The organism is Pseudodonghicola flavimaris (assembly GCF_030164425.1).
Lineage (GTDB): Bacteria > Pseudomonadota > Alphaproteobacteria > Rhodobacterales > Rhodobacteraceae > Pseudodonghicola > Pseudodonghicola flavimaris.
Map to the genome: position 1 here is coordinate 84,370 of NZ_JASNJD010000019.1, position 13,844 is coordinate 98,213.

At 65.5% G+C, this 13,844-nt stretch carries 16 protein-coding genes and 1 pseudogene; 2 read left to right on the forward strand and 15 right to left on the reverse strand.

Annotated elements, in window-relative coordinates:
• Positions 1–5 precede the first annotated feature (5 nt).
• The 6 genes from QO033_RS19745 to zapE all read right to left on the reverse strand — a co-directional run bounded on the left by QO033_RS19745 (position 6) and on the right by zapE (position 4,847).
• On the reverse strand, positions 6–212 hold the full coding sequence (locus tag QO033_RS19745; RefSeq protein WP_284482706.1) for a Trm112 family protein: 207 nt from the start codon (positions 210–212) through the stop codon (positions 6–8).
• Between the two features lie 5 nt (positions 213–217).
• Positions 218–859: an LON peptidase substrate-binding domain-containing protein gene (locus QO033_RS19750; protein ID WP_284482689.1), complete on the reverse strand. Its 642-nt coding sequence runs from the start codon at positions 857–859 to the stop codon at positions 218–220.
• A gap of 27 nt (positions 860–886) precedes the next feature.
• The gene (locus tag QO033_RS19755) at positions 887–1,807 is read right to left on the reverse strand and encodes a thioredoxin family protein (protein WP_284482690.1); all 921 of its coding nucleotides are present in this window, start codon (positions 1,805–1,807) and stop codon (positions 887–889) included.
• A 184-nt stretch (positions 1,808–1,991) separates the two neighbouring features.
• Positions 1,992–2,804, reverse strand: a complete 813-nt coding sequence (locus tag QO033_RS19760) for a class I SAM-dependent methyltransferase (protein ID WP_284482691.1) — start codon at positions 2,802–2,804, stop codon at positions 1,992–1,994.
• A gap of 121 nt (positions 2,805–2,925) precedes the next feature.
• Complete coding sequence (locus tag QO033_RS19765) at positions 2,926–3,714, reverse strand: exodeoxyribonuclease III (protein ID WP_284482692.1); 789 nt, start codon at positions 3,712–3,714, stop codon at positions 2,926–2,928.
• A 65-nt stretch (positions 3,715–3,779) separates the two neighbouring features.
• Positions 3,780–4,847: a cell division protein ZapE gene (zapE, locus tag QO033_RS19770; protein WP_284482707.1), complete on the reverse strand. Its 1,068-nt coding sequence runs from the start codon at positions 4,845–4,847 to the stop codon at positions 3,780–3,782.
• Between the two features lie 178 nt (positions 4,848–5,025).
• Between zapE and QO033_RS19775 the strand changes: the two genes are divergently transcribed.
• Complete coding sequence (locus QO033_RS19775; protein ID WP_284482693.1) at positions 5,026–6,273, forward strand: MFS transporter; 1,248 nt, start codon at positions 5,026–5,028, stop codon at positions 6,271–6,273.
• Between the two features lie 73 nt (positions 6,274–6,346).
• On the opposite strand, the gene QO033_RS19780 is transcribed toward QO033_RS19775, so the two are convergent.
• The 6 genes from QO033_RS19780 to mbfA form a co-directional block, all read right to left on the reverse strand.
• Positions 6,347–7,279 carry an ornithine cyclodeaminase family protein gene (locus tag QO033_RS19780; protein ID WP_284482694.1) on the reverse strand — a complete coding sequence of 311 codons (933 nt, stop codon included), beginning with the start codon at positions 7,277–7,279 and terminating at the stop codon, positions 6,347–6,349.
• Complete coding sequence (locus tag QO033_RS19785; RefSeq protein ID WP_284482695.1) at positions 7,276–7,896, reverse strand: HAD family hydrolase; 621 nt, start codon at positions 7,894–7,896, stop codon at positions 7,276–7,278. Before QO033_RS19785 ends, QO033_RS19780 begins: the two co-directional genes overlap by 4 nt.
• A gap of 76 nt (positions 7,897–7,972) precedes the next feature.
• Entirely contained in the window at positions 7,973–8,425 is a 453-nt protein-coding gene (locus tag QO033_RS19790) for a YaiI/YqxD family protein (protein ID WP_284482696.1), read from the reverse strand.
• Positions 8,426–8,428: 3 nt separating this feature from the next.
• Positions 8,429–9,259: an S-formylglutathione hydrolase gene (gene fghA, locus QO033_RS19795; protein ID WP_284482697.1), complete on the reverse strand. Its 831-nt coding sequence runs from the start codon at positions 9,257–9,259 to the stop codon at positions 8,429–8,431.
• A gap of 228 nt (positions 9,260–9,487) precedes the next feature.
• The gene (locus QO033_RS19800) at positions 9,488–10,414 is read right to left on the reverse strand and encodes an AEC family transporter (protein WP_284482698.1); all 927 of its coding nucleotides are present in this window, start codon (positions 10,412–10,414) and stop codon (positions 9,488–9,490) included.
• A gap of 69 nt (positions 10,415–10,483) precedes the next feature.
• The gene (gene mbfA, locus QO033_RS19805) at positions 10,484–11,455 is read right to left on the reverse strand and encodes an iron exporter MbfA (protein ID WP_284482699.1); all 972 of its coding nucleotides are present in this window, start codon (positions 11,453–11,455) and stop codon (positions 10,484–10,486) included.
• 147 nt (positions 11,456–11,602) lie between these two features.
• On the opposite strand from mbfA, the gene QO033_RS19810 reads away from it, so the two are divergent.
• The gene (locus tag QO033_RS19810; protein WP_284482700.1) at positions 11,603–12,220 is read left to right on the forward strand and encodes a TetR/AcrR family transcriptional regulator; all 618 of its coding nucleotides are present in this window, start codon (positions 11,603–11,605) and stop codon (positions 12,218–12,220) included.
• Between the two features lie 6 nt (positions 12,221–12,226).
• Here the strand turns inward: QO033_RS19810 and QO033_RS19815 are convergent, their stop codons facing one another.
• The 3 genes and pseudogenes from QO033_RS19815 to QO033_RS19825 form a co-directional block, all read right to left on the reverse strand.
• Positions 12,227–12,955, reverse strand: a complete 729-nt coding sequence (locus QO033_RS19815; RefSeq protein ID WP_284482701.1) for an NYN domain-containing protein — start codon at positions 12,953–12,955, stop codon at positions 12,227–12,229.
• An 83-nt stretch (positions 12,956–13,038) separates the two neighbouring features.
• On the reverse strand, positions 13,039–13,530 hold the full coding sequence (locus QO033_RS19820) for a GNAT family N-acetyltransferase (RefSeq protein WP_284482702.1): 492 nt from the start codon (positions 13,528–13,530) through the stop codon (positions 13,039–13,041).
• A gap of 52 nt (positions 13,531–13,582) precedes the next feature.
• Positions 13,583–13,844, reverse strand: a pseudogene (locus QO033_RS19825) (S-(hydroxymethyl)glutathione dehydrogenase); the annotation flags it as partial.

Genomic DNA, 13,844 nt, shown 5'->3' on the forward strand with positions numbered 1-13,844 from the left:
ACGGCTCAGTCCAGCTTGCGTGCCTCGTCGATCAGCAGGATCGGGATGCCGTTGCGGATCGGAAAGGCGATGCCTGCGGCTTTCGACACCAGTTCCTGACGCTCGGCATCGTAGTCCAGCGTGGTATGGGTCTGCGGGCAGATCAGCGCCTCCAGCATCCGGCGATCGAAGGCCGGCTGCGGGATGCCCGAGTCCGGGGTGGTTGCGCTCATGTCGTTCATTGCAATGTCTCCTCGCTCGATCCGCCGCGCATCGAGAATTCGATCAGCGTGATCAGCGTTTCGCGCCGGGTGCGCAGCGATGGCGCCTCAAGCAGCGCCTGTTTGTCCTCGGGGGTGAAATCCAGCAGCATCGACAGGGAATTCACCAGCAGCTCGTCCTCGGCCTCTTTCAGCGTGTCCCAGTCGGTCTGCAGCTGGCGGGCGCTGAAGAACCGTTCCAGCAGCGCCATGAAACCGTCGCGGTCGAAGCAGGGGTCTTGCTCCGCCGCGCCCAGATCGCGGTCGAACCCCTCCCACGACACGGCACAGCGGCGATAGGGGCAGAAACCGTCGACCTCGCGCTGAATGCGATAGCGGCTGATCCCGGTCAGGGTGATCAGATAGCGCCCGTCCTCGGTTTCCGAAAACTGGGTGACCCGGCCGGCGCAGCCGATGGCATGCAGGCTGTCGGCCTGCCCGGGCATCGGGCTGGGCTGAATCATCCCGATCAGTCGCTGCGGTGTCCTCAGCGCATCCTCCAGCATCTGCAGATAGCGCGGTTCGAAAATATGCAGCGGCAACCGTGACCGGGGCAGCAAGAGCGCCCCGGGCAGGGGAAAGACAGGGATGATATCCGGCAGATCGGCGGCTTGCATCATGGGGATGACTCTAGCCCCGCGATCGCGTTAGGCAAATATCATCGAGCTGAGCTTGCGCCGACCGTGCAGCACGATCGGATCGTTCGGCTTGAGCGCGTCGAAAATGGTGAAAAGCTGGGCCTTGGCGGCACCGTCGTTCCACTCCCGATCACGGCGGAACAGTTCCAGCAGCTGATCGACCGCCTCTTCGACCTTGCCGGAGGCATGCAGCGCCTGCGCCAGATCGAACCGTGCCTGAAGGTTGTCGGGATCGGCGGCGACGGCGGCTTCCAGCTCGGCCACCGGGCCGGCATCGGCGGCCTGGCGCGCCAGTTCCAGTTGCGCATGTGCGGCTTCCAGCTCGGGGCTGTGCGAAATCTCCGCTGGCGCGCCGTTCAGCACCGCCTCGGCCTGATCCAGATCGCCGGCGGCGATATGGGCGCGCACCAGCCCGCCATAGGCGGCGGCATGCAGCGGGTCCTCGCCGAGGATGGCTGCAAAGGTCTGGGCGGCATCCACCGCGGCACCTTCGGCCAACATCTCTTCGGCGGCGGCCACCGCCTCATCAAGCTGCCCGCCTGGCGCTTCGCCCCCGGCGGCGGCGATCACCCGGTCGACGAAGGCCTGCACCTCGGACCCGGGCAGCGCGCCCTGGAAGCCGTCGATCGGCTGGCCCTGGTAGAAGGCATAGACGGTCGGGATCGACTGAATCTGCAGCTGGGCGGCAATCATCTGCGACTGGTCGACATTGACCTTGACCATCCGCACCGCGCCCTTGGCGGCCTTCACCGCGCTTTCCAGCAGCGGCCCGAGGGTCTTGCAGGGGCCGCACCAGGGGGCCCAGAAATCGACGATCACCGGCACGTCCTTGGACGTGTCGATCACATCGGCCATGAAGGTCGCCTCGGTGATATCCTTGACCAGATCGGCCTCTGCGGCGCCGTCCTGGGCCTGTCCGAATTCCAGCATGGGTCAGACTCCTCATATTTTGCTCGCCCCTATATGATGGGGCGTCGCGAAAAAACCAAGGGAAGATCGGGAAGGGACGGGGAGAATCGCGGCGGACGCGGCGGGGTGTCACGCGTCGGAGCGGCAGTCAGCCGCTTGCGTTGTGCCCGCATCGTGCGTGAGCCATTCCCAAGTTGTTCCCACGTCAGGCGCGGGCCTCCACCACATGAGACACATGCGGGAAGGTCATCGCGGTGCCGTCATAACAGGGGCCGAGCGCTGCCAGAAACGCCTCTATCGCCTGTTCGATGCGGGTTTCGCTCAATCCGGAGAGCTTGTCACCGGTGTGCATGCCGCCCATGGCGCCGGCGGCGAAGGCGCGTGCGTTTGGGTGGGACAGGGTCAGGCTGACGCTGTCGATGCGGATATCGCGAAACCCCGCCGCGGCGAACAGCCGCTGCAGCACATCCGCCTGCGGCAGGCCGCAGATGGCGCGGACGGCGGCGCCGGCCTCGGGTCCGACGCAGGTTTCCAGCGCGCTGGCCTGCGCGGCCAGCATCGGGTTGACCGCCAGATCGCGCTGGACGCAGAAAATCGCCCGGCCTGTCGGTTTCAGCACCCGGTGCAGATCGCTGAGCGCCGCCGCCCGGTCGGGAAAGAACTGCAACGCCTGCTGGCACAGTGCCAGATCGAAACTGTCGTCCGCAAAGGGCAGCCTGGCGGCGTCGGCCTCGATCCATTCGACCGGCGGCTCTGCCGCCGGGCTGAGCCTGCCGGCCACGGCCAGCATGTCGGCGCTGTGATCGACGGCGGCAAGCCGTCCGGGGCGGACGGCCTGGGCCAGAAGCCTGCGGGTCACCACACCGGTGCCACAGGCCAGATCGAGGATGTGCTCGCCCGGTTGCGGATCGGCACGGCGCACCATCTCCTCCGCCCAGGGTTCGAAAATCACCGGCACCAGAACCGATTGATAGCGGTCGGCGAAGGTCGCGGCAGCAGAGGCGTCCGTGTCGTGCATGGTCCCTTCCTCCTTCGGAGCGGGCGACAGGGAAGGCGCGCCAGTGGTCACGCCACCGGCGGCTGCTGCGAGCATAGCAGATTTTGCCCGATCCCCCAAGCGGGGGATCAGAGGCGGGGGATCAGAGATCGAAGCTGGCGAAGACCGGTGCGTGATCGCTGGGTTTCTCCCAGCCGCGGGCGTCGCGCAGGATGCGGCTGCCATGAGCGGCGGGCGCGATATCGGGGGTGGCCCAGACGTGATCCAGCCGGCGGCCCTTGTCAGCGGCGTCCCAGTCCTTGGCGCGGTAGGACCACCAGGAGTAGAGCTTGCCCTCGGGGATGTCGGCGCGGGTCACGTCCACCCATTGGCCGGCGCCCATCACATCGGCCAGCGCCTCGACCTCCACGGGGGTATGGCTGACGATCTTCAGAAGCTTCTTGTGATCCCAGACGTCATCCTCACGCGGGGCGATGTTCAGATCGCCCACCAGGATCGACTTGCCGAACTGTTCCTTGTGAAACCAGTCCCGCATCTCGGAGAGGTAATCGAGCTTCTGGCCGAATTTCTCGTTCACCGTCCGGTCCGGTACATCGCCACCGGCGGGCACATAGAAATTGTGGATGGTGACGCCGTTTTCCAGCCGGCCGGCGACATGGCGGGCGTGGCCCAGATCGGCGAAGTCCATATCGCCCATGTCCTCGATCGGCAGCCGCGACAGGATCGCCACGCCGTTATAGCCCTTCTGGCCACGGGCGATCATGTGCTCGTATCCCAGCGCGCGGAAGCCCTCGACCGGGATCTTCTCGACCGGGCTCTTGCACTCCTGCAGGCAGAGCACATCGGGAGCCTGTTCCTCCAGCAGCTTCAGCACGATGGGTTCGCGCAGGCGGACGGAGTTGATGTTCCAGGTGGCGAGGGTGAACGACATGGGGGATCTCCTGGGCCGGGTCGCGTCAGATTAGGGGCAGGCGGGGCGGGGTCAACCTCTCGGCATCAGTCCAGCGTCTGGCCCCAGTCCTTGTCCTGCATCTCGCGCAGGCGGCTGGCGGTGCGTTCGAATTCGAAAACGCCCTCGCCCTCGACATACAGGGTTTCCGGTTCCGCCGCAGCGGAGCAGATCAGCCGCACCTTGGCCTCATAGAGCGCGTCGATCAGGGTGACGAAGCGTTTCGCCTCGTTGAAGTTCGACCGCGACAGCCGCGGGATATCCTCGATGATCAGCAGCTTTACCGCATGGGCGATGGCGAGGTAATCGCCGGGCCCGAGGTAATGCGCGCAGAGATCGTAAAAGCTCGCCCGGGCGATGCCGTTGCGGTACTGCGGCAGCCGGACCTCGCGGCCCTTGACCTCCAGCAGCAGCTCAGCGCCGGGACCTGCGGCCAGATCGTCCCAGATCCCATCGATGGCGGTGCGGGCCTCTGCCCCGGCGGGTGTGAAATAGACCCGGGCGCCGGCCAGCCGGTTCTGGCGGTAATCCTTGGGGCTGACCAGTTCGTGCACCACCATCCGCTCCTTGATGAGCGCGATGAAGGGCAGGAACAGCTGCCGGTTCAGCCCGTTCTTGTAGAGATCGTCCGGTATCCGGTTCGAAGTGGTCACGATCACCACGCCGGCGTCGAACAGCATTTCGAACAACCGCCCGACCACCATGGCATCGGTGATATCGGTGATCTGCATCTCGTCGAAGGCCAGCACCTTGACGCTGTCGATCACCGCCTTGGCGGCCGGCGCCAGCGCATCGGCGATCTCCTGTTTGCGGGCCTCGTGCATGGCGGCCTGGATTTCCTGCATGAAGGCATGGAAATGCACCCGTCGGACCGGGATATCGCCCAGCGAATCCACGAAGAGATCCATCAACATCGACTTGCCGCGCCCGACCCCGCCCCAGAGATAGAGCCCCTTTGGCGGCGGCGGCGGCTTGCGGAACAGGCCCCGCTTGACCGGGGCGGCGAGGGCGCTGCGGATCCGTTCGAATTCGGGCAGGACGGCCTCCTGGGCGCTGTCGTGATGCAGCGAGCCATCGGCGATCCGGGACTGATAGAGGGCGTGGATATCGGACATGGCGCAGCCATAGCGCGGCGCTGCGGCATTGAAAAGCACCCTGCGCCCCGTCGCCCGCCGTCAAACGACCGATCGGCCGGTCGATGATCACGTTCGGTGATGGGCTGCCCCACATTTCCGCGATTGAACCTGCCGGTCCCATCCCTAGTATGCAACTGGAACGGGAAGGGAGGATACGATGACCGACACCCGCACGACGCTGACGCCGGTTCTTGTCGCGGGCTGCATCATCATCACGGTGAGCTTTGCGATCCGTGCCTCGTTCGGGGTGTTCCAGATCCCGGTGGCGGCCGAATTCGGCTGGGCGCGGTCCGAATTCTCTCTGGCCATCGCGATCCAGAACCTGGCCTGGGGCATCGGCCAGCCGGTCTTCGGCGCGATCGCGGAGAAGATCGGCGACCGCAAGGCGATCTTCCTCGGCGCGCTGACCTATGCCGCCGGTCTGGTGCTGACCGCCGGGTCAACCACCCCGGCCGAACATCAGCTTTATGCTTGGCTGGTGGGTCTGGGCATCGCCGGCACCGGCTTCGGGGTCATCCTGGCGGTGGTCGGACGCGCCGCGCCGGACGACAAACGCTCGATGGCGCTGGCGATCACGACCGCGGCGGGCAGCTTCGGCCAGATGATCGGCGCCCCGGTGGCCGAGGCGCTGATGAGCGTCCTGAGCTGGCAGAACACCTTTGTCGTCTTCGCCGTCGCCATCCTGGCCCTGGTGCTGAGCCTGCCACTGCTGCGCGCGCCGGAGGCTGCCGGCGGCGCGGCGGAGCCGGAGCAGAGCATGGGCCGGATCCTGCGGCAGGCGCTGCGCGACCCCTCCTTTACGCTGATTTTCCTCGGTTTCTTCAGCTGCGGCTATCAGCTGGGCTTTATCACCGCGCATTTCCCCGCCTTCGTGACCGAGCTTTGCGGGCCGATCGCGCCGGGCGGGCTGCTGCATGGTATCGGCATCACCACCACCTCGGCGCTGGGAGCGGTGTCGATCTCTCTGATCGGGGCGGCCAATGTCGGCGGCACCCTGCTGGCCGGCTGGGCTGGCAAGTATTATTCCAAGAAATACCTGCTGTCGGGCATCTATCTGGGCCGCACGCTGGTGTCGGCCGCCTTCATCCTGTCGCCGATCACCCCAGGGTCGGTCCTGCTCTTCTCGGTGGCGATGGGGGCGATGTGGCTGGCGACCGTGCCACTGACCTCGGGGCTGATCGCCCAGATCTACGGGCTGCGCTATATGGGCACGCTCTATGGCATCGTCTTTTTCAGCCACCAGCTGGGCGGTTTCCTGGGGGTCTGGCTGGGCGGCCGGATGTACGACAACTTCGGCGATTACACTTTCGTCTGGTGGATCGGCGTCGGGGTCGGTGCCTTCAGCGCGCTGGTGCACCTGCCGGTGCGGGAACGCCCGCTGGCGTTGCGCGCCGCCGCCGTCTGACCCCCGCCTGAGAGAGGGGCGCCGGCCGGTCGGCAGGACCGGCGCCGGCGCCCTGTTTCCGTCGCCCGCCGTTTCAGCCAGCGGCCTGCGCCACTTCCCAGCGGTCGAGGATATAGCGGCTTGTCATCAGGTCGAGATGCGCACCGCCGCCGTTCTTGAACAGGGTGATCTCGTCCTCCTTGCCGGGTTCGAAGGAGTCGAGCTGATAGAAATCGGCAAGGATATCGGCCTCGGTGATCACGCCCTGATCCAGCGGCATCTGGATTTCGCCGATATGGCCGATGGTGGTGTCGCGGCTGTCGACATAGATTTTCGCCCGCCGCATCGCCTCGTCATCGGTCTCGCGCATGTCAGGGCGATAGGCCCCGATCAGGTTCAGGTGCTGGCCGGGATGCAGCCATTCACCGCGGATCACCGGCTCCGCGGACATGGTGGCGGTGACCACGATATCCGCCGCGCGCACCCCGGCCTCCAGATCGGCGGCCAGATCGACGGTGCCGATATCCTCGGCCAGCGCCTCGGCCTTGGACAGGGTCCGGTTCCAGACCGAGATCTTCGCCTTGGGAAAGGCTTCGGCAAAGGAATCGCACAGCGACCGGCCGACGGTGCCGGCGCCGCAGATCAGGATCCGCTCGCTGTCGGGCCGCGCCAGTCGCCGCGCCGCCAGCAGGCTGTCGCCGGCGGTCTTCCATTTGGTGACCAGGTGAAAATCCACCAGCGCCTCCAGCTGACCGTCGAGATCGGAGAACAGCGTCACCGATCCGTTGACCATCGGGGTGCCGCGTTCGGGATTGCGCGGGAACACGGTCGCGGTCTTGACCAGGCTCCCCAGCCCGTCGATCCAGGCGGCGCGCGACAACAGCGTATCGGGATCGCGGTACAGGAAGGTATCGCCGATCTCTGCCCTGGGCAGGCTGTGGCCATCGGCCAGCGCCTCGGTCAGTTCCAGCCAGTCGAGAAGCTTTTCGCCCTCGGCGAAGGGGATGATGGGGATCTGAGTGCTCATTTCGCGTCTTCCTCGGTCAGCAACCCGGCCGCGACAAGGCGATCCGCCCAGCCGTCGGGCCCGGTGAAGAGATGGGTCTGCCAGCCGCGTGCTCGGGCGGCAGTGATATTGTCAGGGCGGTCGTCGGTGAAGAGCAACGCCTCCGGCGCCACCCCGCAATCCTCCTCGACCATCCGATAGATCTGCGGATCGGGTTTGATCACCCCCATGTGGCCGGAGATATAGGGCCGGTCGAATTCCAGCAGAAAGGGATAATGGGTGGCGGCGTAATCGAAGCTCTGAATGCCGAAGTTGGTCAGCGAGAACACCGGCACCCCCTTCGCCCGCAGCGCCCTGAGCAGCCGGACCGACCGGTCGATCACCGGGGTGGCCAGTTCGATCCAGCGGTCGTGCCACATGCGGATCTCGTCGCGCCACGCGGGGTATTCCTCGGCAGTGGCATAGATCGTCTCGGTGAAATGCTCGCCCCGGTCGACCCGGTCGTTCATGCCATGCAGATCGACGCTGGCGAACATCTCGCGCCGGCGGTCCTCACCGATCTCCGCGTCGTAAAAGCGTTCGGGCTGCCATTCGATCAGCACATTGCCGATGTCGAAAATCACCGCCTGAGGTTGCATCCTGTCGGTCCCTTCCCGCCAGGAAAATTCCGGATTTTCCTGGCAAATTTCTTCGAGGAAATTTGCGGCAGGCGCGTTATCGCGCGGCCGCTCTGATCTCCCGTTCCAGCGCCTCCAGAAAACGGGAGCGATCCGCCTTTGTAAAGCCGCGCCCGCTTCCCCCCGCGCCCAGCGGATTGGCCGCGCGGAGATCCGCCATCAGATCGCGCATGGCAAGCTGCTGGCCGATATTGGCCTCGGTAAAGACCTCTCCGTTGTGGCGCAGCACCCGGGCGCCGGTGGCGATGCATCTGGCCGCCAGCGGGATATCGCCGGTGACCACCACATCGCCGGGCCCGCAGCGCTCGGCGATCCACTTGTCGGCCTCGTCGGCGCCCTCGGCCACGATCACGGTCTCGACCAGCGGGTTCTGCGACAGCCTGAGCCCGCCGTTCGAGACCAGATACATCTTCAGCCGGTGGCGGCTGGCGACCCGCTCCGCCTCGGCCTTCACCGGGCAGGCATCGGCATCGATGTAGAGCGCGGCCAAGGCTCAGCGCCAGAGCGCGTTGGCGTGGAAGGTGACGTGATCTTCCATGAAGGAAGACACGAAGAAGTAGCTGTGATCATAGCCTTTCTGCATCCGGAAGGTCGCCTCCTGCCGGCGCGCGGCGATGGCATCTGCCAGCGCCTCGGGCTTCAGCAGCTCGAGAAACTGGTCGCTGGCGCCCTGATCGATCAGCACCGGCCCGTCGAAGCCCTTGTCGCGCATCACCAGGCTGGCGTCATGCGCCGCCCAGGCGGTTTCGTCGTCCCCCAGATAGGCGCTGAGCTGCTTGCGGCCCCAGTCGGAGCCGGTGGGATTGGCGATCGGCGCGAAGGCGGAGACCGAGCGGAAGCGGCCCGGCAGCGCCATCGCCAGCGTCAGCGCGCCGTGGCCGCCCATCGAATGGCCGGTGATCGCCTGACGCTCCATGTCGAGGGCGAAATTCTCTTCCAGCAGGGCCGGCAGCTCGTCGGCGATATAGTCCCACATGCGGAAATGCGGCGCCCAGGGGTCTTGCGTCGCGTTGACGTAGAATCCGGCGCCCTGGCCGAGGTCATAGGCCGCGTCGTCGGCGACGCCTTCACCACGCGGGCTGGTGTCGGGAAAGACCAGCGCGATCCCCTGTTCGGCGGCCCAGCCCTGGGCGCCCGCCTTGGTCATCGCATTCTCGTGGGTGCAGGTCAGCCCGGAAAGATACCACAGCAGCGGCACCGGCCCGTCCTGCGCCTCTTCCGGCAGGAACAGCCCGAAGGTCATGTCGCAGGCGCAGGCCTTGGAGCTGTGTGTGTAGACGCCTTGCACACCGCCGAAAGCGGCATTTTCAGAGAGGGTTTGCATGATCTTTCGCTCCCGTATCGGTTTGCCTCTGGCTATCGGGCCGGGGCGCCTGCGTAAAGGGCGGGAGCCTCCGGCGGGGATATTTAGGGCCAGAAAAAGACGCGGCCCCCGGTCTTCTTTCCCGGTCTTCTTTCCCGGCAATCTTCTTCTCTGCCGAAATACTCCGGGGTCCGGGGCAGCGCCCCGGTCCGGTGGCTGCCCTTCGCGGTGCGGCCGGGTTGCCTGGCTCTAGCCGGTGAGCAGGGCGATCACCGCGGGCAGCGACAGGATGCTGACCATGGTGGAGATCAGGATCGCGGCGGAGGCGCGGTGCGGCGCGGTGCCGTAATGCTGTGCGATCATATAGACGTTGCTGGCCACCGGCAGCGCCGCGATGGTGATCACTACGGTGGCGGCGAAGGGATCGACGGGGAAGATCACGAGAAGGGCAAGAGCCACCGCAGCCGGGTGCAGCACCAGTTTGCAGAACGACAGCCAGCCGGCGATCTGCACCCGTTCCGCGGATTTCCCGGCCAGAGAGGCGCCGATGGCGAAGAGCGCGCCGGGCGTGGCCGCGCCGCCGAGGATCGAGAGGAAATCGTTCACCGGCACCGGCACCGGCAGGGCGGCGGCGGACCAGATCAGGGCGGCGACCAGCGAAACGATCATCGGGTTGCGGAGCAGCCCCATGCCCATCATCCGGAAGGTGGACAGCTTGATCCGCCCGTCGCGGGCGCCGTTGATCAGCATCACCACCAGCGACGAGAACACCAGCAGATCGACCACCAGAACCAGCATCAGCGGTGCCACCGCCTGCGGGCCGAACATCATCGTCAGCATCGGCAGGCCGAGAAAACCGGTGTTGCCGATCACCGCGCATTGCGCCTCGATCGCGGTGGTGGGGATGTCCTGGCGGCGCAGCAGCGCCACCGCGGTGGCCAGCAGATAGATTGCCCCGGTGCCGCAGAGATACCCCAGCATCAGCCGCAGATCGAGCACCTCGGGCAGCGACAGGTTGATCACCACCCGGAAGATCAGCGCGGAAAGCGGGAAGAAGAAGACGAACTTCGTCAGATAGGCAGTCGCGTCCTGGCTGATGAACCGCGTCCGCCCGGCCCAATAGCCAAGGCCGATGATGGCGAAAAAGGGCAGGGTTCTGAGAAAGATATCGATCATGCGCAACCGCTAGCGGCAGGGGCGAGGCGCCGCAAGCGCAACGGGCTGTCGGGGCGGCGGATCGGCGGCTTAACCGCTGCCGATCAGAATCCCTGCCGCCAGAACCAGCGCCCCGCCCAGTACCACCTGGATCGCGGCGCGGAAGAAGGGGGTTTCCATATAGCGTTTCTGAATCCAGGCAATCGCCCAGAGTTCGCAGAACACCACCGTGAAGGCGATGATGGTGGCGACCCAGAAGTGCGGGATCAGATAGGGCAGCGCATGGCCCAGCCCGCCGAGCGCCGTCATCACCCCGGAGGCGATGCCGCGCTTGATCGGCGAGCCGCGCCCGGAAAGCTGGCCATCGTCCGAGGCGGCCTCGGTAAAGCCCATGGAAATCCCCGCCCCGACCGAGGCGGCGAGCCCGACCAGAAAGGTCGTCATGGTGTTCTGGGTGGCGAAGGCGGTGGCGAAGATCGGCGCCAGGGTCGAGACCGATCCGTCCATCAGCCCGGCCAGCCCTGGCTGCACCCAGGTCAGGACGAACTGGCGATGCGCCACGATGTTTTCGTCGTGGCGGTCGTCGTCGGTGAGGTATTCATCCGCCAGATTGCCGGCGAGCGTTTCATGCTTCGCCTCGGCGGCGGCCAGATCGCCCAGAAGCTTGCGGGTCGAGGCATCCTGACAGCGCGCCGCAGCGTTGACATAGAAGGTCTCGGCATCGCGCTCCATCGTCACCGCCTCTTCGCGGATCCGTTCGATGCCCAGATTTTCAACCAGCCAGATCGGCCGGCGGGTGTAATATCCGGCGACATGTTCGCGCCGGATCAGCGGGATGGTGTCGCCGAACCGCGATTTGTGCAGGTCGATCAGCCGCTGGCGATGGCCGTCCTCTTCTTCGGCCATGCCGTCGAACATCTTGGCGGTGGCGGGGAATTCCGCCCGCAGCCGTTCGGCATAGCCGCGATAGATGCGCGCGTCGTCCTCTTCCGAGGAGATCGCCAGCGCCAGGATTTCTTGCTCGTTCAGATCGCTGAATCGCTTGCGTGAGAAAATTTGCATCTGCCCGCCTCAATTTAGATCGATTCTAAATACTGTGCAGCCGCGATCTCCGCAAGCCTGTGAAGGCAGGCAACTGTTGCGCCAGAGGCAGGCGTTTCCTATCACGGTTGATATTGCCAAACCGGGCATCAACCGGAGAAAAAAATAATGGGTGAGGTTTCAGACGTCGTCCGGACGGGCCGCAAATTCCATCAGGTCCTTTCCGGCGCGCGTGAAGTGTTCATGGCCGATGGGTTCGAAGGCGCCAGCGTCGACGATATCGCCCGCGCCGCCGGCGTCTCCAAGGCGACGCTTTACAGCTATTTTCCCGACAAGCGGATCCTGTTCATCGAGGTGGTCACCAACGAATGCAACCTGATGGCGGAGCGCGCCCTGAACGAGCTCGACGCCAGCCGCCCCCCGCGTGAGGTTCTGACCACGGCGGCCCACCATATCCTGTCTTCGCTGCTGTCCGAATTCAGTCAGCGGATCTTTCGTATCGTGCTGGCCGAACGGGAGCGGTTTCCCGAGCTTGGCAGCGCCTTTTATGCCTGCGGCCCGGAAATGGGGACCAGGCGGCTCAGCGAATATCTGGCGGAGGCGGTGGCCCAGGGATCGCTGGTGATCGACGATATTCCGATGGCCGCCGAGCAATTCAGCGAGCTGTGCAAGGCCCGGCTCTGGGTCCGGGCGATGTTCGGGGTTCAGAACCGGTTTTCCGAGGCCGAGATCGACGAGGTCGCGCGCAACGCGGTCGACATGTTCATGTCGCGCTATGGCGCGTGATCCGGGTCAGTCGATCCTCCGCACCAGCAGCTGGTTGCCGTCGCCATGCTTGGTCTCGAACCGCTTGAGTTCCTTGATCAGGTCGGACAGCTTCTTCTTGCCATAGCTGCGGGTGTCGAAATCCGGGTTCGAGGCGGTGATATACTGGCCGATCTGCCCGAGCGAGAACCACTCGTCCTCCTGTTCGATCGCATCCATGGCGCGGATCACCAGTTTGGCGGGATCCTCCAGCTCTGCCGGAGCCTCGGCATCGCCGGCCGGCTTGCTGACCGGTTTCGGTTTTTGCCGGCTGGGTTCCTGCAGCAGGTTCTCGACATAGATGAACCGCTTGCAGGCGCGCACGAAGGCGGCCGGCGTCTTGCGCATGCCGATGCCGTAGACGTCCAGCCCCTGTTCGCGGATACGGCTGGCCAGGCGGGTGAAATCGCTGTCCGAGGAGATCAGGACAAACCCGTCGAACCGGCCCGAATGCAGGATATCCATGGCGTCGATCACCAGCGCGATGTCGCTGGAGTTCTTGCCGGTGGTATTGGCGAATTGCTGATGCGGGATGATCGCCAGCGCCGCCAGCTTGTCCTTGCTCCAGCCCTGCGGGCTGCCTCCCGAGAAATCGCCATAAATGCGCCGGATACTGGCCTCGCCGAAAGAGGCGATCTCCTCGAAGATCGCTTCGGCGTATTTGGCCGAGATATTATCGGCATCGATCAGGACCGCGAGCAGCGGGGCCTGGGACATGGCGGAACTCCCTTGCGCTTGGGGCAGTCTAGGCGGGCGGCCGCCGTCTGCACAACCGTAACGACCGGTATTTATCTGTCGGGTCATAGCGGCCGGAACATCACCAGCGCGTCGACATAGCCGTCGCGGGGATGTTGGAACGCCCCGGGCAGCCGACCGACGATCTCGAACCCGGCGCGGCACCAGGTGTCGATCGCACGGTTGTTGGTGGAAATGACGAAATTATACTGCATCGCGCGAAAGCCCGCGTCTTTCGCCCGGGTGAGCGAATCCGCCAGCATCGCGCGGGCGATGCCGCGCCCCTGGGCCTCCGCGGCGGTGACATAGCCGCAGTTGCAGACATGGGCGCCGCCGCCTTTCTGGTTGGCGCAGAGGTAATAGGTGCCCAGTATCTCGCCGCCGGCCTCGGCCAGCTGCACGCTGTGACCGGGCAGGAACCAATACTCCAGAGCCGCCGCGCGCGGCATGTCGCGGGGCAGGGCATAGGTCTCGCCGCCCCGGATCACTGGCTCCAGCATGGCCCAGATCGCATCGTCGTCGTCCCGCGTCGCGGTCCGAAGCCTCACGTCGTTCATTGTCTTGTCCGAAGGAAGGCGCCGGCCTGTCAGCGGGCCGGCGCGCAGGGTGTCAATATTCGACGACGGCGCGGATGGATTTGCCCTGGTGCATGAGATCGAAGCCGTGGTTGATCTCCTCGAGGCTCAGCTTGTGGGTGATCATCGGGTCGATCTCGATCTTGCCGTCCATGTACCAGTCGACGAATTTCGGCACATCGGTCCGCCCCTTGGCGCCACCGAAGGCGGTGCCCTTCCAGACCCGGCCGGTGACCAGCTGGAACGGACGGGTGGAGATCTCCGCCCCCGAGGGCGCCACGCCGATCACCACGCTG

Coding starts and splice junctions, on each gene's coding strand:
- QO033_RS19780 (WP_284482694.1), bottom strand. CDS start 7,279: ATGAGCACTCAGATCCCCATCATCCCCTTCGCCGAGGGCGAAAAGCTT.
- QO033_RS19810 (WP_284482700.1), top strand. CDS start 11,603: ATGGGTGAGGTTTCAGACGTCGTCCGGACGGGCCGCAAATTCCATCAG.
- QO033_RS19775 (WP_284482693.1), top strand. CDS start 5,026: ATGACCGACACCCGCACGACGCTGACGCCGGTTCTTGTCGCGGGCTGC.
- QO033_RS19800 (WP_284482698.1), bottom strand. CDS start 10,414: ATGATCGATATCTTTCTCAGAACCCTGCCCTTTTTCGCCATCATCGGC.
- fghA (WP_284482697.1), bottom strand. CDS start 9,259: ATGCAAACCCTCTCTGAAAATGCCGCTTTCGGCGGTGTGCAAGGCGTC.
- QO033_RS19755 (WP_284482690.1), bottom strand. CDS start 1,807: ATGCTGGAATTCGGACAGGCCCAGGACGGCGCCGCAGAGGCCGATCTG.
- QO033_RS19760 (WP_284482691.1), bottom strand. CDS start 2,804: ATGCACGACACGGACGCCTCTGCTGCCGCGACCTTCGCCGACCGCTAT.
- QO033_RS19785 (WP_284482695.1), bottom strand. CDS start 7,896: ATGCAACCTCAGGCGGTGATTTTCGACATCGGCAATGTGCTGATCGAA.
- zapE (WP_284482707.1), bottom strand. CDS start 4,847: ATGTCCGATATCCACGCCCTCTATCAGTCCCGGATCGCCGATGGCTCG.
- QO033_RS19765 (WP_284482692.1), bottom strand. CDS start 3,714: ATGTCGTTCACCCTCGCCACCTGGAACATCAACTCCGTCCGCCTGCGC.
- QO033_RS19745 (WP_284482706.1), bottom strand. CDS start 212: ATGAGCGCAACCACCCCGGACTCGGGCATCCCGCAGCCGGCCTTCGAT.
- mbfA (WP_284482699.1), bottom strand. CDS start 11,455: ATGCAAATTTTCTCACGCAAGCGATTCAGCGATCTGAACGAGCAAGAA.
- QO033_RS19750 (WP_284482689.1), bottom strand. CDS start 859: ATGATGCAAGCCGCCGATCTGCCGGATATCATCCCTGTCTTTCCCCTG.
- QO033_RS19820 (WP_284482702.1), bottom strand. CDS start 13,530: ATGAACGACGTGAGGCTTCGGACCGCGACGCGGGACGACGACGATGCG.
- QO033_RS19815 (WP_284482701.1), bottom strand. CDS start 12,955: ATGTCCCAGGCCCCGCTGCTCGCGGTCCTGATCGATGCCGATAATATC.